The organism is Stenomitos frigidus ULC18 (assembly GCF_003003795.1).
GTDB lineage: Bacteria > Cyanobacteriota > Cyanobacteriia > Leptolyngbyales > Leptolyngbyaceae > Stenomitos > Stenomitos frigidus_A.
In genome coordinates, this window is the sequence record NZ_PVWK01000098.1 from 24,609 (window position 1) to 48,874 (window position 24,266).

Here is a 24,266-nt window from a genome sequence, read left to right on the forward strand (position 1 = left end):
CTGGGAGACGATCGCGGCACCTCAAAATTGCTCTACGCTCTCAAACTGCTTTGACACGCTAGCATTTGCACCTTCACCACAGGTACGCGGCGTCGGAAAAATCTTGCCAGGGTTTGCGAGTTCCTTGGGATTAAACGTTTGGCGTACCCATTGCATCGTTTCCAGATCCGGTTCGCTGAACATTTCTGGCATGTAACACCGTTTGTCGGCCCCGATGCCGTGTTCACCTGAAATGCTACCGCCGACCTGCACGCAGAGCTTGAGAATGGCACCGCCCAATGACTCCACCTGCTCTAACGCACCGGGAACCGCATTGTCGTAAAGGATCAGCGGATGCAAGTTGCCGTCGCCTGCATGAAACACATTCGCCACGTTGTAGCCGTGCTTGTCGCCCAACTCTGCGATCGTCTTCAGCACGTACTCCAGCTTGGTACGAGGAATCACGCCGTCCTGCACATAATAGTCGGGACTGATTTTGCCCATTGCTGCGAATGCTGCCTTGCGCCCTTTCCATAACGTCAAACGTTCTTCCACATCGGTGGCAATGCGAACGCTACGAGCTCCATTCTGGAAACAGATCGCCTCGACCCGCTGGCTGTTTGCAGCTGCTTCAATTTCTAGCCCATCAACTTCAACCAGCAAAATTGCTTCCGCGTCACGAGGATAGCAGTTCGTACACACGACATCCTCTACAGCATTGATGCTGAAGTTATCCATCATCTCCATCCCGCCAGGAATGATGCCCGCACTAATGATGTCTGAGACGGTCGCACCTGCCGCTTCAACGCTGGTGAAGTCTGCCAGTAAGACGCGAACAGATTCAGGTGTTTTGAGGATTTTAAGCGTGATTTCAGTGGCAATGCCCAGGGTGCCTTCCGAGCCGACAAACAGCCCTGTAAGGTCGTATCCCGGCATTTCAGGCACGGTACCGCCCACATCAACGATCGACCCATCCGGCAAGACCAGTTTCAAGCCCAACACATGATTCGTGGTCACACCGTACTTCAGACAGTGGACACCACCGGAGTTCTCCGCCACGTTACCGCCAACAGAGCAAATGATTTGACTGGATGGATCAGGCGCGTAGTAAAAGCCTGCCCCACTCACCGCCTGGGTGACCCAGTTATTAATCACCCCAGGTTGCACAACGACCCGCTGATTTTCGAGATCGATGTCGAGAATGCGCTTCATGAGGGCGGTGACGATCAAAACACAATCGTCGGTAGGCAAGGCACCGCCAGAAAGACCCGTGCCAGAGCCCCGCGCGACGAAGGGGATGGAGTAGCGATCGCACACCTTCACCAGAGCGGCGACATCTTCTGTGGTACGCGGTAAAACGACGACAGAGGGACGATTCCGGTAACTCGTCAGCCCATCACACTCATACACCAGCAGTTCTTCACGCTTACGCACAACTCCGTTTTTACCCAGAATCGCTTCAAACGCCTGGATGACCGGTTGCCAATTGCGTTTCGTGTCTTGCTGCGGTTCCTGAATGAGCATGGTGGTGATGTGCCGCTAAGTCGTCAGAGAGATTGTCTTCTTATTATCAACGATGCGCCAGGAACTTTTGAACGCGTTGCCAAACCTGCTCTAGCAAGTCGGGGCGGTCGGCATCAAACCACTCGATCGCGGGATCGGCCCGAAACCAGGTGCGCTGCCGTTTGGCAAACTGGCGCGTGTGCAGCACCGTGAGCGCCTTCGCCTCCGCAAGTGTCATAGCTCCAGCCACATGCTGCTTAAATTCGGCGTAGCCTAACGTGTTGAGCAAGGGCAACTCGGCAGTATATTTCTGGCACAGGTATTCGACTTCATCGACAAAACCTGCCGCCACCATTTGTTCGGTGCGCTGTTCAATGCGCCGATCGCTCTGCTCAACACTCTGGCAATCTAAGCCAATTTGTAGAATCGGATAGATTGGCGGTTGCTCGCCCTGCAGCGCTGATATGGGTCGTCCCGTGACATAAAAAACTTCCAGCGATCGCAACGTCCGCACCTGATCATTGGGATGGATCTTCGCCGCCCCATCCGGATCAACCTGTTGCAGAAACGCATAAAGCTGTGACTGACCCAGCGTTTGTAGCTGCGATCGCAAGTCCAGTTGCGGTGGCACACGTGGAATGATCAGCCCGCGCACGATCGAGCGGATGTAGAGTCCCGTGCCGCCGACGAGGAGAGGTGGGGGGTAGGGGGTAGGGGCGGAGTTTTGAGTAGCGCTTCGCGCCGCTGCGCCAAAGAGTTTTGAATTGATTCTGACTCCTGCCTTCTGCCTCCTGCCTCCTGCCCTCTGCCTTCTGCCTTCTGCCTCCCCTACTCCCTCTGCCCCCTCTGCTCCCCTAACACCCCACACCCCACACCCCACACCCCAAATCAACCCCTGCGCCTGCTGCTGATACTCCGCCACCGTCAGCGTCTCAGTGGGATCGCAGATATCAATTAAATAGTGTGTAACCTGTTGCTGTTCAGCGATCGAAGGTTTGGCAGTGCCAACGTTAAACTCTCGATACACCTGGCGCGAATCGGCACTCAGGATGGCAGAGTGGAGTCGCTGTGCGAGGGCGATCGCCAATCCCGATTTGCCGGTTGCTGTGGCACCACAAATAACAATTAAAAATGGTACAAAGGTATTATTTTCAGTTAAATTGTTGAGAGTGGTTGATAACACAGCTAAAAGAGGTTGATCCATCCCTATGATAAATGGCGCTTGAAATTGCCCCTAAATCGCTCAAAACCCTTTTGTGTTATAATTTTGATAGATTTTGCTATTATGAAGCCTGCGACAGCCTCAGGCTAACTATGGGAGCCCTTCATCCATGACCAACAATTACGATACCGATCAGATTCGAGTCTTAGAAGGTCTTGAAGCTGTACGGATGCGTCCGGGTATGTACATTGGCACAACCGGACCGCGAGGGCTGCACCACTTAGTTTATGAAGTCGTTGATAACTCGGTTGATGAAGCTCTGGCAGGTTATTGTACCGCTATCCAGGTGGCACTGAACGCGGATGGTTCAGTCACTGTTGAGGATAACGGTCGGGGCATTCCCACAGGTATTATCCCTCGCACAGGCAAATCGGGCGTGGAAACGGTGCTGACGATCCTCCATGCAGGCGGCAAGTTTGGAGACGGTGGTTACAAAGTTTCGGGCGGGTTGCACGGGGTTGGCATTTCAGTGGTGAATGCCCTCTCTGAATGGGTGGAAGTGAGCGTTTGGCGGGAAGATAAGGTGCACGTGCAGCGCTTTGAGCGGGGTGCGGCGGTCACTGAGTTGGTCGAGCATCCCAGTACGGAGATGCGCCGGGGGACAACGGTTACGTTTAAGCCCGATGCCCAGATTTTTACCACCAGCGTCGAGTTTGACTATGCCACACTGTCAGGACGTTTGCGCGAACTGGCATACCTCAACGGTGGTGTCAAAATCACGTTTACAGACCATCGACTGGAGCTACTGAAAAGCGAAGAACCGCATGTCGAGACCTACTTCTACGAAGGCGGCATTCGCGAATACATCGTCTACATGAACCGCGACAAGCAAGCGCTGCATGATGAAGTGGTGTTTGTGCAGGGCGAGCGCAACAATGTGCAGGTAGAAGTCGCGCTGCAGTGGTGCGTGGATGCCTACAGCGACAACCTGTTGGGTTTTGCCAACAACATTCGCACGATCGATGGTGGTACGCACTTAGAAGGCTTGAAGGCGGTGCTGACGCGAACGATGAACTCGATCGCCCGCAAGCGCAATAAGCTGAAAGAGGGTGACTCCAACCTGGCCGGTGAGAACGTCCGAGAAGGTCTGACAGGCGTAATTTCGGTCAAGGTGCCGAACCCTGAATTTGAAGGGCAAACGAAGACGAAGCTGGGCAACACCGAAGTCCGGGGCATTGTCGATTCTCTTGTCGGTGAGGTGCTGACCGAATACCTGGAGTTTCGTCCCGGTGTAGCAGATGCCATCTTAGAGAAAGCGATTCAGGCCTTTAACGCTGCAGAGGCTGCACGACGGGCACGCGAACTGGTGCGACGGAAGTCGGTGCTGGAGTCTTCAACACTGCCTGGTAAGCTGGCAGACTGTAGCTCCAGAGATCCCGCTGAATCCGAAATCTTTATTGTGGAAGGGGATTCTGCAGGCGGTAGCGCCAAGCAGGGACGTGATCGCCGCTTTCAGGCCATTCTGCCGCTGCGGGGCAAAATCCTCAATATCGAGAAAACCGACGACTCCAAGATTTACAAGAACACAGAAATTCAGGCACTCATCACTGCTCTGGGTTTAGGCATTAAGGGCGAAGACTTTGATGCGACTAACCTCCGTTACCACCGCATCGTCATCATGACCGATGCGGATGTGGATGGTGCTCACATCCGCACGCTCTTGCTGACCTTCTTCTACCGCTATCAGCGATCGATGGTGGATCAAGGCTACATCTATATCGCCTGCCCACCGCTGTTCAAAATTGAACGTGGGCGTAACCACAACTACTGCTATAGCGAACGCGAACGGGATCAGATCATTGCTGGCTTCCCCGAAAATGCTAAGTACGACATCCAGCGGTTCAAAGGCTTGGGTGAAATGATGCCCCAGCAGTTGTGGGATACAACCATGAATCCAGAGAGCCGCACCTTCAAGCGCATTGAGATTGAAGATGCTGCCGAAGCCGATCGTATCTTTACGGTACTGATGGGCGATCGGGTGGCTCCTCGTCGCGAGTTTATTGAAGCCAACGCTCCTAAACTAAATCTGACCGACCTGGATATTTAGCGTTGTTTTGTATGCCTGGGTAGAATTTACTCAACCCATCGACCAGGCAACCCATAACCTCATTGAAAAGCTGCTGGAAGAACAGCCCTTTGGCAGTCATTACCGCTGGTCTATCGCCAATGTGCGCTCTGCCATACCGATTTTTGGCAAGCCTACGAGCCAGTGATTCCGAGTAAAGGCCACCGAGCCGCTAGTAAAGAAACGGGGCAAACCAGTTATATTGAGCGGTTCAACAATAGGGTGCGGCAACGAGTCGGGCGCTTAGTGCGTCAAACATTATCGTTCTCCAAAAAGTTGAGCAATCACACTTGGTGCTGTTTGGAATTTTGTCCATCACTATAAGCAACCTTGATCGTCACTATGCATGACTACCGTTTGCCGTTCGCTATCGCATGAAACAACACAATCGTAATGACCTGGGGTAGTATACGTTTCAATTGTCCGACATGATGTCTGCTCCAATCCCTTGTGAAATATTCTCTTGGTCGAATTCTACCGATATTGTCGCCGTTGGTGGCGGTCGCGGCTGCGTTGCTGGTGGGCGCAGGGCTGATTGCGATCGCAGGAGTAAGTCCCATCAAAGCTTACTCAGTGCTCTTTACGGAATCGCTTGCCAACTACTACGGCTTTAGCAATACGCTCACCAAAACGGCTCCCCTGTTGCTGGCGAGTTTGGGCATTCTGGTTGCCCTCAAAGCAGGGCAGTTCAACATCGGTGGCGAGGGGCAAATTTACATGGGTGGCTTAGGCAGCGCTCTGGTAGGGCTATATGTGCATGGCTTGCCCCTTGTGATTCACGTCCCGTTGGCGCTTTTGGGCGGCTTTCTCTTAGGTGGCTTATGGGGCTTCATCCCTGGCTACTTGAAGGCGGTGCGAGGTGTGAATGAAGTCATTACAACGCTGCTGCTCAACTACATTGCTCAGAACCTGGTGAGCTACCTGGTAAGTAGTCCGATGAAAGATCCCGATGCGCCAACGCCTTACAGCGCTCTGATTGATGCGTCTGCCCAACTGCCGATCATTCTGCCGCAGACGCAAACCCATGCGGGGATTTTGCTGGGAGTACTGGCAACCATCATTCTATGGGTGGTCTTTGCCCGATCGCCACTGGGCTACCAGATTGAAGCGGTTGGACAAAACCCGATCGCGTCTCGTTATGCCGGAATTTCCGTCGAGCGCACAATCATGCTGGTGATGGCATTATCTGGTGGTTTAGCGGGATTGGCAGGCTCTGGCGAAGTCATGGGCTTGAAATATCGCCTGTTCGAGAATTTTTCACCGGGCTATGGGTTTGACGCGATCGCGATCGCGTTTCTCAGTCGGGGCAATCTGGCCGGTGTACTGTTGACCGCCCTCTTTTTTGGTGCTTTACGCGGTGGTGCCAACGTCATGCAGCGCAGTGCAGGCGTACCTGTCACTGTCGTTTACGCCATCCAGGGACTCACCGTCCTTTTTATTGCCATCAGCCTTGTTTTAGAGCGCAAATTAGCGACCAATCGTTCACCAGTTGTCGTTCAAGTCGCTTCGGTTGAGAGTTAACGCAACGTTTCAAGGTCACGTAAATGGAGATCAAGCGCATCGATCGAAACCTGAATCTCACGCACTGAAAACGCCAGCGAACAAATCATCAAAAACAAGCTCACCCCAAAGAGTAGACTTCCAAGCCAGACCTGACCGGCAAACAAAACAGACATACAGACGACACAAAGCAGAAAGCTACTCACACCTAAAAACTGCATGTCCCGCACCAGGCGCACCCGGTAGCGCAGACTGCGAATCTCTACCAGAGTAAATGGATCGGGCTGAGCTTTGTAATCAGAATGCAAACTGCGGATTAACGTTGCCAATGTCAGAAAGCGGTTCGTGTAAGCCAGCAGCAACAGCGAAATGGCAGGAAACAGCAAAGCAGGCGTTGTCAGCGGAAGTTCCATAGTGAACAGAAGTAAAAGGTGGATGACCGTAAGGTAAGGGAACTTGAAGGCTAAAGGCTAAAGGATGAACTCAAAACTCTCTAGCTTGTCGGCGCGTAAAGCCTTCGGCATACAAGAAACACAAAGTGGCTCCTTCGGAGCTAGCGCTACTCAAAACTCAAAACTTTCTCCCCCCTTTGCATGAACAATCTCGCCTTTCTATCCGATTACCTCTCTGCCAGTCTCCGCTTATCGATGCCGTTGGCGTTTGCAGCGCTGGGTGGGCTGTGGTCTGAGCGATCGGGGGTTTTGAACATTGGGCTAGAAGGGATGCTGCTGACAGGGGCTTTTGTGGGTGCAGCTGCAACTTTTTACAGCAATCAAAACGTTTGGTTGGGCATTGTAGCAGCTGTGTTGAGCGGTGGACTCGTCGGGCTGCTTCATGCCTATCTCTGTGTCACCTTACAGGTCAATCAGTTGGTCTCTGGTTTGGCGATTAATCTGTCGGCAGCAGGGCTAACGGCGTTTGCGTCGCGGCTTGTGTTTAACAGCAGCACCACTCAGAAGTTGCCAGGGCTGTCCACGATCGCGATTCCTGGGCTCAGCCAGATCCCTGTTCTGGGGCCGCTACTGTTCAACCAAGATCCGCTGGTTTACCTGTTGCTGCTACTGCTGCCATTGAGCACGTACATGCTCTTTCATACTCGTGTTGGCTTAACGCTACGAGCAGTGGGTGAATATCCTCGTGCAGCCGATACAGCGGGCATTCATGTTGCTTTTGTGCGCTATATCAGCGTGATCCTGAGCGGTTGCCTGTCCGCGTTGGGAGGAGCCTACCTGGTACTGGTGCATGTAAAATTTTTTACGGAGGATATTAGTGCGGGTAAGGGCTTTATTGCTTTGGCAGCGCTCATTTTTGGGCGCTGGCATCCAGTGAGTACCGTGCTGGCCTGTTTGCTGTTTGGCGCAACTGAAGCATTGCAACTGCGGATACAGGCGTTTAACCTCAACATTCCCTATCAATTTTTAGTCATGTTGCCGTATGTGATCGCGCTGCTGGCAATGGTCGGTCTGGCAGGCAAATCAACGCCACCTGCTGCTCTTGGCATTCCTTACAGCAAGGAGAGTATGGGTGAATAGCGCGATTGCCCAGCGCACTACCAAGTCTTTAATTAACATTTCTTAAATCTTTCGGACGTATAAATTACTTTTTTGTCAGGATGAGATGAGAATTCTAGCTATTAGTGAAGCAGCAGATTTCCGGGAACGTTAGCGTGGTTTTTGTATTCATACCCACAATAAGTTGATACTTGATTCGAGTTCCTTGTCTTTTCATTCATCTGGTACGTGAGACGAGCTTTTTTGTCAACCGTAGGCATGAACGCTGACACGAATTGTTTGATCAAGGTTGTTCTTGGTTGTTGTTAAACGTCGCCACAGTATGCCTTTGTCGGCAACGATCAAGACGTTTTTAACTGTTAGTTAGAGGGCAACGTATGAAATTAGTTACTTATCTGGCAGCACTTCAATGAGTCGAGCAATGTGTTGTAGTCGCAAGGACGATGTCCTTTGATTGGCGGGACTATCATGGATCAATGAGGTTGGACTGCACAATGTTTTGAAACCTTAAGCGTGACTAAGCTTCCTTCTTAGTAAAAATTAAGTTTTTTGCTATATATTTAGAGCGAGCTCGGTGTGGTGGTTAAGAGGAGTAAATGTATGGTGTTACGTAAGACAGCTTTAGAGGTTTTGGCAGAAACCAGTCGAACCTTTTATATCCCAATTAGTAGACTCCCCGCAGGTTTACAAGAGGCGGTTGCCTCGGCGTATTTGTGCATGCGTGCGATCGACGAAATTGAAGATCATCCTGACCTTGACAATGCCCTCAAGGCGCAGTTGCTACAGGCAATTAGCCTCTCGTTTCAAGCGGCAGATAGTGTCATTGATGAAACCAGTTTGGAAACGCTCCTCATCACGCATACGACGCTGTTGCCAGAGGTCACCACACGCATCGGCGAATGGGCTGCTTTTGCACCGATCGCGATCGCGCCGCGAGTGTGGGATGCAACCGCTGCAATGGCAGACCGCATGGCCTATTGGGCAGAACATAATTGGACTATTAAAACCCAGGCAGACCTCGATCGCTATACGTTCTGTGCGGCTGGTGCGGTAGGCTTACTGCTGTCTGATCTGTGGGCATGGTATGACGGCACTACAACCAATCGTAGTCATGCAGTTGGCTTTGGGCGTGGCTTGCAGGCGGTCAACATTCTGCGCAATCAATCGGATGATTTGGTACGCGGCGTTGGCTTTTTCCCTGAAGGCTGGCATCAGGACGACATGTACGCCTACGCACGCCGTAATCTCGCTCTGGCAGATGCATATACCGCTGCTTTGCCTCCTGGTCCAGCGCTAGATTTTTGCCGCCTCCCCTTAGGCTTTGCGCACGCAACGTTAGATGCTTTGGCGCAAGGCGAAGCGAAGCTAAGTCGAACCAAAGTGTTGGCGTTAGTTGAGCAACTGACAGGCAGCGGCAAGTAAGGGTGGCTAGCTTCATCACGGCCGATCGCCAATTGTCAGTTTACGCTGCTGAGAGCCTCTAGCGATCGGCTCAAGCGCTTTCGCCTTGCGGCGATCGTTGGTGATGTCACCGCAGTCTTTGCTGCAGTCATTTTCAGCAAACCCTTATCTGCCTTTGTAGGATGGGCAAAGGGTTTAGCCACGCCCGTACCCTCACCTGAGGGATTGTGGTGGGTATGAATAGCTTGCCCCATCCGGCATTGGTGAATTACCTGAGCCCTCGTAGGATGGATAAAGGGTTTACCCGTGCCCATCCCCTGACCTCAAAGGAGCGTGCTGGGTAAACATGGCTTTACCTATCAGACCCTGGTGGATTGCCTTAGTTGATGCCTGCTAGTAGTTCATACAGCGAGGCTAGAGCAGAGTTGTCTAAATCGCCTTTGCCCTGAGCGATGAGTGCGTCCATCAGGGTCGTCACTTGAGCAGAACCCAGCAATGGGACACCTGTTTCTCGACCTGTTTGCAAGACAATATTCATATCCTTGCGGTGCAGGTTTAGTTTAAAACCTGGTTGGAAATCTCCTTCCAGGATGCGCTTGCCGTGAACGTCTAAAATTCGACTCTGGGCAAAGCCCCCCATTAAGGCTTCTCGCACTCTCGCAACATCGACCCCTGACTGTTTTGCCAGTGTGAGTGCTTCAGCAACAGCCTGAACCGTCAGCGCAACAACAATCTGGTTACACGCCTTCGTCACCTGTCCGGCTCCGGCTTCTCCAATGTAGACAATGTTTTTGCCCATTGCCTGCAAGATTGGCAGCGATCGCTGAAAAGCTGGCTCATCCCCCCCAACCATGATCGATAAAGTGCCCTGTATCGCCCCAATATCCCCACCTGAAACGGGTGCATCCAGGGCATCAATGCCTTTTGCCTTGAGTGTGGTGTAGACGTTGCGTGCGGTTGCAGGGGCGATCGTGGACATATCAATGTACAGCGACCCTGGCTGTGCACCCTCAATGATGCCATTACTGCCTAGCGCGACTGCCTCCACATCCGGTGAATCGGAGACACAGCTAATCACGACATCCGTTTGTTGGGCAACGGCTTTCGGTGACTCTGCCAGCGTTGCGCCCTCTGCTGCCAGTGCTTCCATTGCGGGACGACTACGGTTGTAAACCACCAGTGGATACCCTGCTTTGAGCAGATTCCGCGCCATCGGCTTGCCCATGATGCCGAGACCAATAAAGCCGATTCGTTCCATAATTTTGGGAGTAAGGAGTAGGGATGAGTTTGGCAAAGTTCGATTCTCAGGCGGGCTTGCTTAAGCGTTGATAGACCGTTGCTAGGGCATTCGCATCACCAACGTTACCAGGAAAAAGGACGATGGGTAGATCGGGAAATTGTGGATGATTGGAAGGGGTACGCACCATTGAAACGCCTGCAAGCACTTGTCCCAACAAGCCAGCGGTTCTCAACGCCAACCCATTGCTGAGGGTGTCGTTGGAAGTAATGCCACCTTTGCTGATGAGAAAGCCAATGTCGTCGGGCAACTGGCGAATAATGTCCATGAGCAGGGCAGAAACGGCTTCGCCAAAGTCCAGACGGGTTTGGGTATCGTTGAAGGCGAGTTCCTGACGACTGGTATAAACGACAGGCGTTTTGCCTGCAAGATGAGCCCCATTCACTTGTTGGATGGCTTCTGCAAGGAGGGTCGATCGCGGATCACCTGACGTTTCTAGTAATCGGGCAACCTCTAGCTCGACGCCAACAATGCCCGGTTGTGCCAGCAGTTGTTCGAGTTGCTCGGTGGTCTTCTTGACGTGAGAGCCAACAATCACCGCACCAGGCTTACCATGACGGACGTAGTTTGCCATTGCTTCAGGCGCGATCGGCTGGGGTGGTAAGGCTGCCAATGCTGTCAACAAGCTTGCTGCACTGCGAAACAGAAAGCGTTTGCCTTGCGATGCGGCATTCAGGACATCAGCAGCAAAGCGGTTCAGGTCGTCCTGCGTGTCTGCATCCACAACGCCGCATTGATTGTCATGAAGCTGCATCAAGCGATCGAGCACTCCAGCGCGAATGTCTGCCAGCAAAAACCGCTCCACGCGATCGGCGGAAATCTTGCCACCTGTTTTTTCTTCAACATAGTCGGGCAAATAGCTGTGGTGATAGCCAAAGACAGAATCACGCGCAAACTCGGTTTCATGCACTGGAGTATCGACACCATTGACTTTGAGATAGTGGATGCTGCCTCGCGTGGTACGACCGCCCTCAAAAAAGGCAGGCGTGAGGAAATGGGCGTCAAAGGGGCCGAGTTCCTCGGCGATCACATCCGTCTCAATGGGATAATGTCCCCGCAAAGTCGAGTCCGATCGGCTCACAACCAGAAAATCATGAATGTGCTCAAGCGCGATCGCCTCCTTCAAATTGTGACAAGCCTCTCGCGTCACCGCTGCCGCTTTTTCGGGGGTCAACGCGCGTGTATTCGTCAGCACGAAAAAGATGGGGGCATCATCCGCCAAACCTAACCGCAGCGTTTCGACATCCCACTGCATGAGCAACAGGCAACTGTGAACGGTTTGCGACCCTGTTGGATCATCGTCCAGGACAATAATTTTTGGTTGGGTGGTCATGGTTAGCGTGGGCGATCGTGCGAGAAGGATTTGCCTATTATCTCGCGAGTTGGATGGGAGAACGTGGCTGAAGTGTTTAAGGTGTAGAGGGGAAAGGCTGAAGGCTGAAGGTCTACGATCCTGACCATTTGGATGAGGAAGAGCGTTACCTTATTGTTGGAGAGTCAAACCAAGGGCGCTTATTGATCGTTTCGTATACGGAAAAAAGAAACTCCATTCGTCTCATTAGTGCTAGAGAAGTAACCCGATCTGAGCGTGAAGCGTATGAAGAAGGATAACCCCGAATTGGAAGATGAACTTCGGTCAGAATATGACTTAAAGCGTTTAAGCATCCGCAAGTTGGGACCTGGACGAAAAAGCTTTGGTGGGGCAGTCATTCGTCTGGAACCTGATGTCGCAGAGATGTTTCCGAATGCTGATGCAGTCAATGAAGCGCTTCGATTTCTAATTAGAGTGACGCAAGAGAGCCAAGTTTCTACACCTAAACCCCAGGTTAATGATCCTGTGGAAGCGGATTAAAGGGTGTACTGTGTGGATGTTGATTTTAACAGCCAGACAAGATTATTAGCGTTAGGCACAGCAGATGACGATCGGCGTTTGGGTTCTGGGTGATCAACTGTGGGCAGAGCAGGCAGCGTTGCAAAGCTGTAGCGGTCAGCCGCAAACGACTCCGGTGATCTTCATTGAGTCGCTGCGTCATGTGCAAGAGCGCCCCTATCATCTGCAAAAGCTGGTGCTGGTGTGGTCGGCGATGCGTCATTTTGCTGAGGCATTACGACAGGCAGGATGGGCCGTCACCTATGAGCAAGCGGATGATTTTCTAACACCGCTCAACGACTGGATTGAGAAGCATCAGATCACAGAACTGCGGGTGATGGTGCCGAACGATCGCCCCTTTGCTCGTCTAATTGAATCCCTTGAGCTTCCTTGCACCGTTACCCTCGTACCGAATAATCACTTCATCTGGAGCGAGGACCACTTCAAGCAATGGGCGGGCGATCGCAAGCGACTGTTGATGGAAGACTTCTACCGCGAAGGTCGTCGCCGCTGCAACATCTTAATGGCAGGCAAACAGCCTGTGGGCGGTCGCTGGAACTTTGATCAGGACAACCGTAAACCACCGAAAGGTAAACTCACCCTACCCGAAGCACTTTGGTTTGAACCGGATGCCATCACGCAAGATGTGATTGATTGGGTTAAACAGAGTGACCACTTTCACACCAGTCAGCAGTACTGGCAAGTGGAACCGTTTCAATGGGCAGTCACTCGTCAACAAGCGCTCCGGGTGCTGGACTATTTCATCCACACACGGCTATCAGAATTTGGCCCTTACCAGGATGCGATGATTACAGGCGAAGTAACCATGTGGCATGCGATGCTGTCGCCCTATCTCAACCTGGGGCTGCTACAACCGATCGAAGTCATCGAAGCGGCCGAACAAGCCTATTTGGATCATCAGGATACCTGGAGCCTCAGCAGCGTCGAAGGTTTCATCCGGCAGGTCTTGGGCTGGCGAGAGTATATGCACGGCGTTTATTGCTACATGAGCGACGACTATCCAGAACGCAACTGGTTTAACCACACGCAGCCGCTACCCGACTTTTACTGGACGGGTAATACTCCCATGAACTGCCTGCATCAGATCCTCACGCAGGTCAAGGAAACTGGCTATGCCCATCACATTCAGCGCCTGATGGTGTTGAATAACTTTGCTCTGATTGCAGGCATCTCACCCCAGGCGATCGAAGGCTGGTTTCATGCGGCGTTTGTGGATGCCTACGATTGGGTGATGCAAACGAACGTGATTGGCATGGGGCAGTTTGCGGATGGTGGCGTGCTGGCCTCTAAGCCCTACGCCGCTTCTGCTAACTACATCAACAAAATGAGCGACTACTGCGGCAAGTGCGTTTACAACCCCAAAGTCCGTACGGGTGAAAACGCCTGCCCCTTTAATTTCTTTTATTGGGACTTTCTCGATCGCCACCGTGCCAAACTCACGACTCAGGGGCGCATGAGCTTCATCCTCAAAAACCTGGACAAGATGGCACCAGAGGAGTTACAGGAAATTCGGGAAGCAGCGATCGCGTGGCATGAAGGTCGGAACGCGATCAATGCTTGAAAGCAACAGCGTTGCCGCTTTGCGAGAGCAATCTTGTAAGGGCGATGCATGAACCGTCGCTACAGTAAGACGAATCAAACGATTCGAGTGACAACTGAGCCAACGCACACTGTCGAATCAAAGGATGATTTTGAGCGGCTTGCCTCTCTGTTGGTCTCTCTACAGTTAGACCTCAAAGCCTCTCAGGATCACTCTTCTAGCAGAGATGGCAGCTTTCTTGAGGATCTAACCTACATGAGGCTTAAGCACTATCGGCCTTAGCAATCGATCGCGATTCGATATCTAGCTGCAGCAGAGCAACACTAAGAGAAAGGGAGAACAACAGTGAAGCAAATCGTCTCTCTGGGCTTGGGTGCGCTGTCGGCTCCTAATCGCTCAGAGCGTAATGGCTGCTAAAACACCTGCTGATGCCCTAGCACATGTCATAAACAACACACATTGAGTGATTATCTCAAAGGAGCCTGAACATGACGCAATCACTTAACCACATAAAAATAGCCATTCTTGTAGCTGATGGTTTCGAGCAAGTCGAAATGACAGGCCCTAAGCAAGCGCTAGATGAAGCAGGGGCACAAACTCAGATCATTTCACCGAACAATGACACCGTCCAAGGTTGGAACCATTTTGACAAAGGCGATCACTTTCCTGTGAATGTGACGTTGGACAGCGCTAACCCAGATGACTACGACGCGCTCTTGCTGCCGGGCGGTGTTGCCAATCCAGACCAACTTCGCATCAACGAGAAAGCAGTTCGTTTTGTCAAATCCTTCTTTGCAGCAGGTAAGCCCGTTGCTGCTATTTGCCACGCGCCCTGGACGCTCATTGAAGCGGCTGTGGTTAACGGACGCAACCTCACATCCTGGCCGTCGCTGCAAACGGATCTTAAAAACGCTGGTGCAAACTGGGTTGATCAGGACGTCGTCGTCGATAATGGATTAGTAACAAGCCGTAAGCCACAAGACATTCCAGCGTTCAACCGCGCGATCGTAGCAGCGTTTGCAACGGGTCGCCAGCAAGAACAACCGCTTTCGACTGTTAGCTAGAAACCCGATCCATGGCGCGGCAGTCAGTTGTCAGGGTCGGTTTGGGCGTTCTGCTCTGTTGCAATGCCGGATCGACCCTAACAGACATTTACCTTCTTGTTCGATTAATCTCCCATCTGCCGCTCGATCGCTACGGCACTGCGATTGTGGAAGCCAACCTGCCTCAAGTTCTCTGCCGACCAATGCTGATAGTATGAGGTTCGCGCGAGTTGTTCTGAAGCGGCTTGCAGGATGGTCATGGACTGAATGGTGAGATTGATAAACGGTTCCTGTCGGGTAAACACGCCTTGAACATTGAATGGGTCTTGGGGATGTCCACCGAATGCTGTTAGCCTCATCGGCGCAATCCTATCGTTGAGTTGCTCCACGAATGCTTGAACCTGTTCAACGGTTAACGCGTCGTGATCGGGACTGATGACCACCAAGACATCGTGTTGTTTACTCTCATGGAAGGACGCGATCGCCTGTCTTAATTCAGAGCCAGCCTGTAATTGATCCATTGCTAAAGCAATCACTTTATAAAAAATTTTGTTCTGCAACCGAGCCTTTTTGGAAAACGGGCAGATGGGTAGCCCTCCAAAAACTGGGTGGGGCTGTTCTAAAACGGTTTCTAAATACTGGATCATTTTTTCAATTATGCTGGCCTCACGATCAAGACTCATGCGTTTCCTCTTACATTGCTTCTGCTCTCGGTAGATTAAACGTCTGGTGCCTAATCCTTCTTGCATCGGTTGACGGTTGTAAAACCTCTCCCTGTCGTCCTGCCAGCGAACCCAATTGGTGCTAGCCGCAAAAACATCAACCTTCGTAAGCCTAAAAAGCTGACACAGTGTATATCACTAGAAGACGATTTGGCCTGCGTTTGGTCAAACAGGCCAGCGTTCGAGTTGCCTCTTAAGCCGTACCGCAATGAACCCAGAGATCGCGTAAATTGTCGCCATTTTGGTCTGGCAAGTGTAGGCTAATTACCACAGGCAAATTTTTTCAGAAAGGGTTGCGATGGAATGGCACACAACGGATGCTCAAAGTCTAGCGATTATCGATCGTGAGATTGGGGAACACATCTTCTCGCCAGCTGAATATGAGTTGGTGCGCCGTGTCATCTATGCAACGGCTGATTTTGAATACAAGTCTTTAATTCGCTTCTCAGATGCAGCGTTACAGTCTGGGGCAGCGGCTCTTGCGGCACGCAGCACGATCGTGGTGGATGTACCGATGGTGCAAGTTGGCATCACCACCAACATTCAGAATACATTTGCGAATCCTGTCTACTGCAGCATGGAAGCACTTACCCGTCCGCAGAAGGAAAAGACGCGTGCTGCTTGGGGCATTGAGACACTCGCGCGGCGTTACCCAGAAGGTATTTTTGTGGTTGGTCAGGCGCAGACTGCGCTTATCGCACTGGTAGATTTGATTGAAGCAGAGGAGATTCGCCCCGCACTCATCATTGCCACCCCCTCTGGCTTTGTCGATGTGGAAACGGCAAAGGAGCGGCTAGCCGATTCGCTTATTCCACATATTCGGATCACTGGACGTAAAGGCAGTGCTGTTGTTGCGGCGGCGATCGTTAATGGCCTGGTTGATTTGGCATGGCAGGCTTATGGGCGAGAGCAAAGCGGCGTCATGTAAGAGCAGCTTTAGTCATCAGCGGGAAGGTTCAGTACCACAGAGATTCCTTGGCAGATCCGATCGACCATACAGCGCTTTTTACCAATCGACCGAGGGTCTGCTACGCGGAGAACGACGAGGACGACGACTAAGCTCAATGGCTCCACCCCGTTCGTTGTCTTCATACTGCTCTCGTGAGGGCCGATCGCGCTCCGGTTCAAACTGGTCACTGCGATGGCGTGCATTCAGTCTGCGGCTGACCTCAATAAACGACTCATGCAGCAGTAACGGATAATCGCTCACCCAGATGTTGTGGGCAGGAATGTAAATATCTGAGGTTTTGCTAATCCGACCAAGATCGCCCCGGTTAGACATCACCACCATCTCCGCTGTATCGCCGATCGCGATCGCCTGATGATGACGCTTTAGAGGCACCTGCAGCCGACTTGTAAAGCCAGTTTCATCACCCACCACTAGATTCAAGCGTCGTTCACGGTTTTCAACAATGACCAGTTCGCCGCGTTCATTGACCGTTTCCTCTTTGCCAATCAGCTCTTCGGTGGCATAAACATCGACCACTTCGCCTTGCCAAAAACCGCTGTAGGGGAATTTGCGCGCCTCAATATTTTTTAAGCTTGACCACAAAACTGGCCCCCAGAGCCAATACAACCCAACAATAATGCCGAGAAAAAAGCGAATGAAGCCAAATCCTTCGCCTAGAAGACCACCCAGCAACAAAATGACCGTTACACCAACGATCGAAACCAGCAGTCGTAGCAGCAAGACAGGAAATTTCCCCCAGCAGTAAACATACTGTGGGCCTGTAGCAACCGCAGGAACCAGGTTTTCAAATGTCTTACGGGTCAGTGGAATGAGCATGGCGGCTATAGCGGATGATCACGATCGCGAACGATGAATTGCTACGAGCCTAACATTAGACATCGAAATCAGCCTACTGATGGGCGATCGTTGGTCGGTGGTGGAGTGGTTAGTAGTCATTTATCAGCGGTCAGCGATCAGCGATCAGAAAAAAGCTGATCGCTGATCGCTGATTGCTCCTTCTGCCCTCTATTCCTATGCGTCAGACGAGGGCGTCCGACTGAGCGCAGGCACAAGAAATGCCGCTAGAGCACCCACCATAAAGCCAGCCACATTGCGGAACAGTGGCAGCCAGTCAGACGTGCGGGTGACGACAGGGCCAATGCCAAAAGCAATGAAGAGGATGCCCCACAGTGGCGAGAAAATCAGTGCCCACTGCCACGCAACGATTTGTCCTTCCTTGCGCGGCTTGGCAGCAAACCCACAGACAATACCGCCCACAATGGACGTAATCAAGGTGAGAATCCACTGCTCTTGAGGCAGACCAGGGACAACCTTACAGCCACCCTGACGTAAACACAGCTTGATGGACTCCAGGGCTTCTAAAATGGACTGGTCTTCGCCATGTTCGCGCACGAAGAACTGGTTACCAAAACGAGTCTGTAACTCAATCCAGAAGGTACGCGGCATCAACGGGTAAAAGTCATCCCCAACGCTGAAGTTCAGCAGATTTCCACCACGCGGATCAGCGACAAGCAAGACACTGTGATCATCCAGTCCCCAATAATCTTTCACTGCAAGGCCAGGTGTACGCTCAAACTGTGTGAGTACCCGAAGCTTCCATCCGGTTTCCGTTTCAAAGCGATCTAAGTCTTTCGCTAGCGTTGCTTCCTGATCACCCGTCAGTGCTTTTGCTAAATCAATAATGGGCGTTTGCACGTCTGGCAGCAGTTCTGGGTTGTTGTAGGCGTACGCAACGGAAGGCGTCAAGCCGAGTGGACAGACCCAGAGCGATACGGCTAGCAAAAGAGCGGCTGTGTAGCGCAAAAATTGGTTGACATGAAGCGGTAGCGATCGCCCTGTAACAAAAGCAGAGGGAGTGGACATGGGAATATTGGCTTGGCTATAAGAGTAGGCTGATGGAAAAGCGTAATCTTTCTTTACACTCTTTAATCTTAACCTCATCTTAGGAAGCTAACGGATTGCCGTCAATCGTACCTAGCGTAAACTTTTGGTAGGGCTAAGGCGCGATCGCTTTTTGGGCAAGCGATCGCCGGGTATTTATCAAGCATGTTTGAGGGTGTGAACAAGCTCAAAGAAGCCCTCCCAAACCGACGTTGATTCATCCGTGACGCTGTCAAGCTACTAGACTATGAGAATCTGCAGTCATTTCCTGAGAGTTTTCTATGGCTCAGCGCCCCATCTACCTGGACTGTAACGCTACCACACCTGTTGATCAGCGTGTACTAGCTGCTATGCTGCCTTACTTTACAGAACACTTTGGCAATGCTGCGAGTTCCAGCCACCTCTACGGTTGGGAAGCAGAGGCTGCCGTGCAGCAAGCGAGAGAGACCTTAGCCACCGCGATCGGGGCGCAACCAGAGGCGCTTGTCTTTACCAGTGGCGCGACTGAGGCCAACAACCTGGCAATTAAAGGGGTTGCAGAAGCCTATATCAGCAAGGGGCGTCACATCATCACGGTCGCCACTGAGCATAGTGCCATACTCGATCCCTGCCGCTACCTGCAAGCGCTAGGTTTTGACGTGACGATGCTGCCTGTGCAGGCGGATGGATTGGTCGCTTTGACGCAGTTAGAACAAGCGTTGCGATCGGATACGATCCTGGTGTCTGTGATGGCAGCCAACAATGAAATTGGGGTATTACAGCCGTTAGCCGCGATGGGGGCGATGTGTCGTGCTAACCAGGTTTTGTTTCATACTGATGCCGCACAGGCGATCGGCAAAATTTCCCTTGATGTAGAGGCGATGCAGATTGATTTGATGTCTTTGACTGCGCACAAAGCGTATGGACCAAAAGGCATTGGTGCTCTGTACGTGCGGCGACGGCATCCCAGGGTGCAACTGGCGCCGCAACTGCATGGTGGTGGGCATGAGCGTGGACTGAGATCGGGCACATTGCCCACGCCTCAACTGGTTGGTTTTGCAAAAGCCATCGAATTGGCAATCGCCGAAAGGCCAAGCGAAACTGAACGGATAACGCAATTACGCGAGCGCCTCTGGCAGCAAATCAGCACGTTGGACGGAGTGCAGTTAAACGGTCATGTCACCCAACGGCTAGCCGGAAACCTGAATATCAGCGTTGCAGGTGTGGACGGACAAGCCTTGCTATTGGGACTACAACCCGTCGTTGCGGTGTCTTCGGGTTCTGCCTGTTCCTCTACTAAAACAGCACCATCTCATGTCCTGAAAGCCTTGGGGCTAACAGACGCCTTAGCCTACGCTTCGATTCGGTTTGGCATTGGACGGTTCAACACCATAGAGGACATCGATCGGGTCGCAGACTGCATGATCGCAACGATTCGATCGCTACGTCGGGTTGCCGCCGTTTAAAACACCTGTTGCAGCCTCTCATCTAAACCATCTAAACAGTAGAAGGGGGTTCTCTCACGCGAGAACCCCCTTCCAGGCAACAAACAAATCACAAGTGAGAAACAGTTTTTAGCTCATGCCAGCGCTACGAGGTTGATTCCGCACAGCCGTCTCACTAGAGACGCCAATTTCAGCCGCTATACGGCTTAAGGCAGACTGTTCACGATTTTTCGCAACATGTTGATGGCGATTGGCTAGGGCGCGTGCTTGATCTTGAGTAGACATGGTTCGATTTCCTTCTTTTCATTTATTGCTCTTAATTGTTAATATAGCAGAAAATTCTGTATCTAAAGTTACAAAATATGAGTTTTATGAAACTTGACGTCTTAAATGACTGTCTTGCTCTGCGATCGCGTCAAACGGTAAGCTCAAACAGCAGGACGTAGCGTAGAAAACATTGTGGCAACAGGTGACAACTGGATTGAAGTCGGCAAGCTAACATGGTTCTATCGCGAAGCGCTGCCGCTCAACAGCAGCGATCGCGTGCCTGTAGTACTACTGCATGGCATTCCAGCCCAAAGCTATAGTTGGCGCGAAGTGTTGCCCGCCCTAGCAAATCAGGGGTTTCGAGCGATCGCACCCGACTGGATTGGCTCTGGCTTTTCGGAGCAGCCCGATCGACGCGACTTTGCCTATACTCCAGAGGCCTTTCTTCAAGCCCTGGAGTCGTTTCTGCAGGCAATGGGCATTGAGCGGTTTGCGCTGGTTGTGCAGGGGTTTGTGGGTTCCGTTGGGCTGCAGTATGCGCTGCGCCACCCAGAGCAGATCGATCGCCTGGCCATTCTCAATGCCCCCTTAAGCACAGCGGCGAAATTGCCCTGGAAGATGCGGCAATTGGGCATACCATTGGTCGGCGATATGATGACTCAAGATCCACTGCTCATCGATCGCACCCTGGAAGGGGGTGGTGGCTATCGCGTGGAAGACGCTGACCTGGATATTTATCGGCGCCCCTTTCTGAGAAGCTCTGATGCTGGTCGGTCACTGCTGGCAACAATTCAGAATTTGCAGCTTAAACAGGTGACAGCAGAGATCGAAACAGGCTTTCAGCAATGGAGCCAACCGATATTGGTTGCCTGGGGTCTTCGTGATCCGTGGCTGCCGTTAGACATGGCAAAACAGTTTATCCATCATCTTGCTGATGCGGAATTGGTGGAATTAGAAGAAGTTGGGCACTATCCTCAAGAGGACTGGCATGAGAAGGTGAGTGCTGCGTTGCTGCCGTTTCTCCGTCGCCAACCGCGTTGAGCCGTTAGATGTCTTAAGCTGTCTAGGGCAGTTATAGTAAGCGAACGTCTACGAGATTTCCTCCAGGCGTTGAGACATCAAATAGCCTCAAATATCCCGTTGCGGAACGGCATTCTGGGGGCTATAACCAACCTATAAGCACTGGTAACAGACGATGGCTGGTCAGATCCTGGGCGATCGCTACGAAGTAGAACGGCAGATTGGTAAGCAAACGGGGCGCTGGACCTTGCTTGCCCGTGATCTTCAAACTCAAGAACAGGTTGTGATCAAGCTTTTGTTCCTGGATGAAGCGCTGGAATGGGATGACCTAAAGCTTTTTGAGCGCGAAGTGGAGACCCTGAAGTCCCTTTCGCACCCGTCGATTCCACGTTATCTCGGCTTTTTTGAGCATCAACTGCCCAACGATAAAGCCCTTGCCCTCATCCAAACCTATGTTGAAGGCAAATCGCTGGAGCAATGCTTACAAGAGCAACGAATTTTTACAGAAACAGAAACAAAACAGCTTGCTAAAGCGTTACTACAGATTCTGCTGTACCTACATGGGCAACAGCCCCCGATCGTGCATCGAGACATCAAGCCCAGCAACATTCTGCTGGCAAACCGTCAGGCTTATTTAGTCGATTTTGGCTCAGTTAAATCGCTTAAAGGCAGCGGTGATACCAGTGCTTTTACAGTCGTCGGCACCTACGGCTACATGCCACCCGAACAATTTAGTGGGCGCGCCATTCCAGCGTCAGACCTCTACAGTTTGGGCGCAACGCTAACGACCATGCTGGCAGGTACACACCCCTCCAGCCTGCCGCACAAAGGCATGAAGCTAGACTTCGAGAAAATTGCCACCCTCAGCCCCGCGTATGCAGAATGGCTCGGTTGGTTAACCGATCCGAATTTGGAGCATCGGGCAAAGTCGGCCCAAGAAGCCTTAACAGCTCTAGAGCAGGGCCTTGGCAGACCGCCGACGATCGTGCCTGTAGCGAAGCCCACTGAGACCAAAATTTTCTTTGCTAAAGAGCCAGACAGTCTTGAAATTCTCGTGCCATCACTCTTTGGTCAAGCCTACCTCCAGATTAACCAGCAGCAAATTTCGCTCACCAGTAAACGCTTAGGCTTTCAATCTGGGCGATCGCAGACATCACCACGCACGCAAATTAGTCGATTAGAGTATCGCCAAGAGAGCGAGCAAAATACCGAGCCTTATCTTGCCATTTGGGCTGGCGCGCAAAAATATGAGCTTCGAGGTAATCCACCCTTGACGGTACAAGAGCTAGATTGGCTAGCATACGAACTGTCAACCTGGTTGAAGTTGCCGATCAGTTGAAAAGAAGCATCAGCTTAGAGCTTTCAGCCGTAGGGGTGGGATTAAACAATGCGCGATCGGTTTGCTATTGCTTCATGGCAAAACCCACCCTAATTTAACCCACCTGAACGAACTGCTTCAGAATCTCCCCAGGGGTTCGATCCCATGTATCAACGTGTGTACTGATCAAGCCATCCTGGTTCAAGGTATAGATCGAATAGCCGTTAAAGAAGAGCTTCGCCTTCCAGGGTACTCTCAAGGTGCCGCGTACAGTCCAATCAGCGCGAATGGTCTCTGGCTCGGGTTGCTGGACATTGTGCAGGTCAAAATGGAGTTCCGTGAAGAAGAGCCGCCCATGAAACCGCAACGTCCAGAAGATAATGCGGTAGTTGAGCTTGCCCTTAAACCGATTCACCGGATCGCGAAAGTCAATGTCTTGACTGTAGATGTCGTAAGAGAGGTCACGCTCAAACAGCATGGGCAACTCTTGCTGGAGCGTCGCGATCGCCCGTTCAACCTGCATTTGCCTCACGGTTCAGCTGCTTCAGTACTTCTATTTGGCTGAGCTGCTTCGGTGCCTCTATTTGGCTGAGTTGCTTCAAGGCTTTTACTTGCAAGGTAATGTCGCCCTTGGCACCCACATTTACCGCACCAAGGCGACCGCCTAAGCCCAGATCTTCACCCGGTTTGGCTTGAGCAAAATCGAACGATTTGACCAACTGTGCCAGGGCATATTCTAACTGCGCGCCAGGGTCCATTGCGACCCATCCTTCTGGAGTGAGTTGGCGAAACTCAAAGTGCAAGTGTGGTCCAGTCGATAGTCCTGTACTGCCCACCCGACCAATGACCATACCTTGTTTCACCCAGTCACCAGGCTTCACAAAAATTTCGGATAGGTGTCCGTAAAGGGTTTGCTGAGTTCCTTTATTGTGTTCTACGGCCACAGCCAACCCATAACCGCCCAGGAAATCGGCCAGTGCCACTTTACCCGCGTAGGCTGCCAGCACGGGTGTTCCCATAGGTGCGCCTAAATCAGTCCCTGAGTGAAAGCGTTGCCCACCTTCAACGGGGTGAATTCGCCAGCCAAACAGAGAGGTAATCGGCGCGGGGATTGAGAGAGGGAAGATCAAACGAATGTTGCCATTCCCCAACATAGCGGGTGGGCGGAGCGTGCGGTAGTAGTAATCCTTCACAGAAGGAATGCTGCGACCAGATGTAACGCTGTAATCGCCGGCAGCCGAACCAAGATTTGACCCAATGTTAAGTGGCGACGTGACGCTGGGCAGCTGAGGACGCTTGACAGCACTGCTGCTTGGTTCGGTCGCACCAATGCTGTAGCTGGTGGAATCAATGTACCGATCGTCTGCAGTATTGGCAGTAGTTGGTGCTGTGACCTTAAGATTGGTGCTGAGTGGCGCTTCTACGGTTGGAAAGGATTCTGGTGCAATAGGCGCGATCGGGCGAGGTGTACTAGTCGATGCTTGCAGCGGAGCGCTTTCTAAGCTGGAAGGAGGTTTGGTGCTTTCAGGAGCAGCCTCCAGAGCTGGGTCAGCGGACTGTGCCCACACAGTGCCACCACTCAGAATGGCAACAGCACTAACAACGCTGATTCCCTGGCTGAGGAGCGATCGTCGGGACGCGTTAGAGAGAGAACGGGCAGCAGTGACGTGAGAAAGCATTGTTAGATCCTTTATGTCTAGCAAACCGAGAGA

At 51.9% G+C, this 24,266-nt stretch carries 25 protein-coding genes and 1 pseudogene; 14 read left to right on the forward strand and 12 right to left on the reverse strand.

Annotated features, from left to right (window positions below):
* Positions 1-21: 21 nt before the first annotated feature.
* Together glcD and miaA are read right to left on the reverse strand one after the other, a co-directional pair.
* Entirely contained in the window at positions 22-1,503 is a 1,482-nt protein-coding gene (glcD, locus tag C7B82_RS17585; protein ID WP_106257584.1) for a glycolate oxidase subunit GlcD, read from the reverse strand.
* A 46-nt stretch (positions 1,504-1,549) separates the two neighbouring features.
* Positions 1,550-2,665: a tRNA (adenosine(37)-N6)-dimethylallyltransferase MiaA gene (gene miaA, locus C7B82_RS17590; RefSeq protein WP_245939966.1), complete on the reverse strand. Its 1,116-nt coding sequence runs from the start codon at positions 2,663-2,665 to the stop codon at positions 1,550-1,552.
* Between the two features lie 148 nt (positions 2,666-2,813).
* Between miaA and gyrB the strand changes: the two genes are divergently transcribed.
* The 3 genes and pseudogenes from gyrB (at position 2,814) to C7B82_RS17605 (ending at position 6,290) form a co-directional block, all read left to right on the forward strand.
* Positions 2,814-4,751, forward strand: a complete 1,938-nt coding sequence (gene gyrB / locus C7B82_RS17595; RefSeq protein WP_106257586.1) for a DNA topoisomerase (ATP-hydrolyzing) subunit B — start codon at positions 2,814-2,816, stop codon at positions 4,749-4,751.
* A gap of 84 nt (positions 4,752-4,835) precedes the next feature.
* A pseudogene (locus C7B82_RS33840) lies at positions 4,836-5,103 on the forward strand (IS1 family transposase); the annotation flags it as partial.
* Positions 5,104-5,219: 116 nt separating this feature from the next.
* Positions 5,220-6,290 (forward strand): ABC transporter permease, encoded by a 1,071-nt coding sequence (locus C7B82_RS17605; RefSeq protein WP_106257587.1) that lies wholly within the window; start codon positions 5,220-5,222, stop codon positions 6,288-6,290.
* On the opposite strand, the gene C7B82_RS17610 is transcribed toward C7B82_RS17605, so the two are convergent.
* Positions 6,287-6,682 (reverse strand): DUF2721 domain-containing protein, encoded by a 396-nt coding sequence (locus tag C7B82_RS17610; RefSeq protein WP_106257588.1) that lies wholly within the window; start codon positions 6,680-6,682, stop codon positions 6,287-6,289. The genes C7B82_RS17605 and C7B82_RS17610 overlap by 4 nt on opposite strands.
* A 180-nt stretch (positions 6,683-6,862) precedes the next feature.
* On the opposite strand from C7B82_RS17610, the gene C7B82_RS17615 reads away from it, so the two are divergent.
* Together C7B82_RS17615 and C7B82_RS17620 are read left to right on the forward strand one after the other, a co-directional pair.
* Entirely contained in the window at positions 6,863-7,801 is a 939-nt protein-coding gene (locus tag C7B82_RS17615) for an ABC transporter permease (RefSeq protein ID WP_106257589.1), read from the forward strand.
* 579 nt (positions 7,802-8,380) lie between these two features.
* A complete protein-coding gene (locus C7B82_RS17620) occupies positions 8,381-9,202 on the forward strand; it encodes a squalene/phytoene synthase family protein (RefSeq protein ID WP_106257590.1) in 822 nt (273 codons plus the stop codon).
* A 35-nt stretch (positions 9,203-9,237) separates the two neighbouring features.
* Here C7B82_RS17620 and C7B82_RS17625 read toward each other — a convergent pair whose 3' ends face one another.
* The 3 genes from C7B82_RS17625 to C7B82_RS17635 form a co-directional block, all read right to left on the reverse strand.
* Positions 9,238-9,495 (reverse strand): hypothetical protein, encoded by a 258-nt coding sequence (locus C7B82_RS17625; protein ID WP_106257591.1) that lies wholly within the window; start codon positions 9,493-9,495, stop codon positions 9,238-9,240.
* Between the two features lie 65 nt (positions 9,496-9,560).
* Positions 9,561-10,439, reverse strand: a complete 879-nt coding sequence (locus C7B82_RS17630; RefSeq protein ID WP_106257592.1) for a 2-hydroxy-3-oxopropionate reductase — start codon at positions 10,437-10,439, stop codon at positions 9,561-9,563.
* 46 nt (positions 10,440-10,485) lie between these two features.
* On the reverse strand, positions 10,486-11,811 hold the full coding sequence (locus C7B82_RS17635) for a four-carbon acid sugar kinase family protein (RefSeq protein WP_106257593.1): 1,326 nt from the start codon (positions 11,809-11,811) through the stop codon (positions 10,486-10,488).
* A gap of 104 nt (positions 11,812-11,915) precedes the next feature.
* Between C7B82_RS17635 and C7B82_RS17640 the strand changes: the two genes are divergently transcribed.
* The 5 genes from C7B82_RS17640 to C7B82_RS17660 all read left to right on the forward strand — a co-directional run bounded on the left by C7B82_RS17640 (position 11,916) and on the right by C7B82_RS17660 (position 14,973).
* Positions 11,916-12,089: a BrnT family toxin gene (locus C7B82_RS17640; protein WP_106257594.1), complete on the forward strand. Its 174-nt coding sequence runs from the start codon at positions 11,916-11,918 to the stop codon at positions 12,087-12,089.
* A complete protein-coding gene (locus tag C7B82_RS17645) occupies positions 12,076-12,330 on the forward strand; it encodes a hypothetical protein (protein WP_106257595.1) in 255 nt (84 codons plus the stop codon). The genes C7B82_RS17640 and C7B82_RS17645 overlap by 14 nt, the downstream gene beginning before the upstream one ends.
* Before the next feature lie 64 nt (positions 12,331-12,394).
* Positions 12,395-13,930, forward strand: coding sequence for a cryptochrome/photolyase family protein (locus tag C7B82_RS17650; RefSeq protein ID WP_106257596.1), 1,536 nt, complete (start codon positions 12,395-12,397; stop codon positions 13,928-13,930).
* 48 nt (positions 13,931-13,978) lie between these two features.
* Positions 13,979-14,191, forward strand: coding sequence for a hypothetical protein (locus tag C7B82_RS17655; RefSeq protein WP_106257597.1), 213 nt, complete (start codon positions 13,979-13,981; stop codon positions 14,189-14,191).
* 206 nt (positions 14,192-14,397) lie between these two features.
* The gene (locus C7B82_RS17660; protein WP_106257598.1) at positions 14,398-14,973 is read left to right on the forward strand and encodes a type 1 glutamine amidotransferase domain-containing protein; all 576 of its coding nucleotides are present in this window, start codon (positions 14,398-14,400) and stop codon (positions 14,971-14,973) included.
* A gap of 104 nt (positions 14,974-15,077) precedes the next feature.
* Here C7B82_RS17660 and C7B82_RS17665 read toward each other — a convergent pair whose 3' ends face one another.
* Positions 15,078-15,635, reverse strand: a complete 558-nt coding sequence (locus C7B82_RS17665) for a hypothetical protein (protein ID WP_106257599.1) — start codon at positions 15,633-15,635, stop codon at positions 15,078-15,080.
* 337 nt (positions 15,636-15,972) lie between these two features.
* Between C7B82_RS17665 and C7B82_RS17670 the strand changes: the two genes are divergently transcribed.
* Entirely contained in the window at positions 15,973-16,602 is a 630-nt protein-coding gene (locus tag C7B82_RS17670) for a precorrin-8X methylmutase (RefSeq protein WP_106257600.1), read from the forward strand.
* 78 nt (positions 16,603-16,680) lie between these two features.
* Here the strand turns inward: C7B82_RS17670 and C7B82_RS17675 are convergent, their stop codons facing one another.
* Entirely contained in the window at positions 16,681-17,460 is a 780-nt protein-coding gene (locus C7B82_RS17675; RefSeq protein WP_181357549.1) for a phosphate ABC transporter permease, read from the reverse strand.
* 195 nt (positions 17,461-17,655) lie between these two features.
* The gene (locus C7B82_RS17680; RefSeq protein WP_106257601.1) at positions 17,656-18,507 is read right to left on the reverse strand and encodes a TPM domain-containing protein; all 852 of its coding nucleotides are present in this window, start codon (positions 18,505-18,507) and stop codon (positions 17,656-17,658) included.
* A gap of 299 nt (positions 18,508-18,806) precedes the next feature.
* On the opposite strand from C7B82_RS17680, the gene C7B82_RS17685 reads away from it, so the two are divergent.
* A complete protein-coding gene (locus tag C7B82_RS17685) occupies positions 18,807-19,970 on the forward strand; it encodes a cysteine desulfurase family protein (protein WP_106257602.1) in 1,164 nt (387 codons plus the stop codon).
* Positions 19,971-20,078: 108 nt separating this feature from the next.
* On the opposite strand, the gene C7B82_RS32460 is transcribed toward C7B82_RS17685, so the two are convergent.
* Entirely contained in the window at positions 20,079-20,234 is a 156-nt protein-coding gene (locus tag C7B82_RS32460; protein ID WP_181357550.1) for a hypothetical protein, read from the reverse strand.
* 174 nt (positions 20,235-20,408) lie between these two features.
* Between C7B82_RS32460 and C7B82_RS17690 the strand changes: the two genes are divergently transcribed.
* Positions 20,409-21,257: an alpha/beta fold hydrolase gene (locus C7B82_RS17690; protein WP_106257603.1), complete on the forward strand. Its 849-nt coding sequence runs from the start codon at positions 20,409-20,411 to the stop codon at positions 21,255-21,257.
* Between the two features lie 154 nt (positions 21,258-21,411).
* Positions 21,412-22,575, forward strand: a complete 1,164-nt coding sequence (locus C7B82_RS17695) for a serine/threonine protein kinase (protein WP_106257604.1) — start codon at positions 21,412-21,414, stop codon at positions 22,573-22,575.
* Between the two features lie 94 nt (positions 22,576-22,669).
* Here the strand turns inward: C7B82_RS17695 and C7B82_RS17700 are convergent, their stop codons facing one another.
* Both C7B82_RS17700 and C7B82_RS35180 read right to left on the reverse strand, forming a co-directional pair.
* On the reverse strand, positions 22,670-23,077 hold the full coding sequence (locus C7B82_RS17700; RefSeq protein WP_106257605.1) for a C6orf136 family protein: 408 nt from the start codon (positions 23,075-23,077) through the stop codon (positions 22,670-22,672).
* Positions 23,067-24,233 (reverse strand): peptidoglycan DD-metalloendopeptidase family protein, encoded by a 1,167-nt coding sequence (locus tag C7B82_RS35180; protein WP_106257606.1) that lies wholly within the window; start codon positions 24,231-24,233, stop codon positions 23,067-23,069. The genes C7B82_RS17700 and C7B82_RS35180 overlap by 11 nt, the downstream gene beginning before the upstream one ends.
* Between the last annotated feature and the right edge of the window lie 33 nt (positions 24,234-24,266).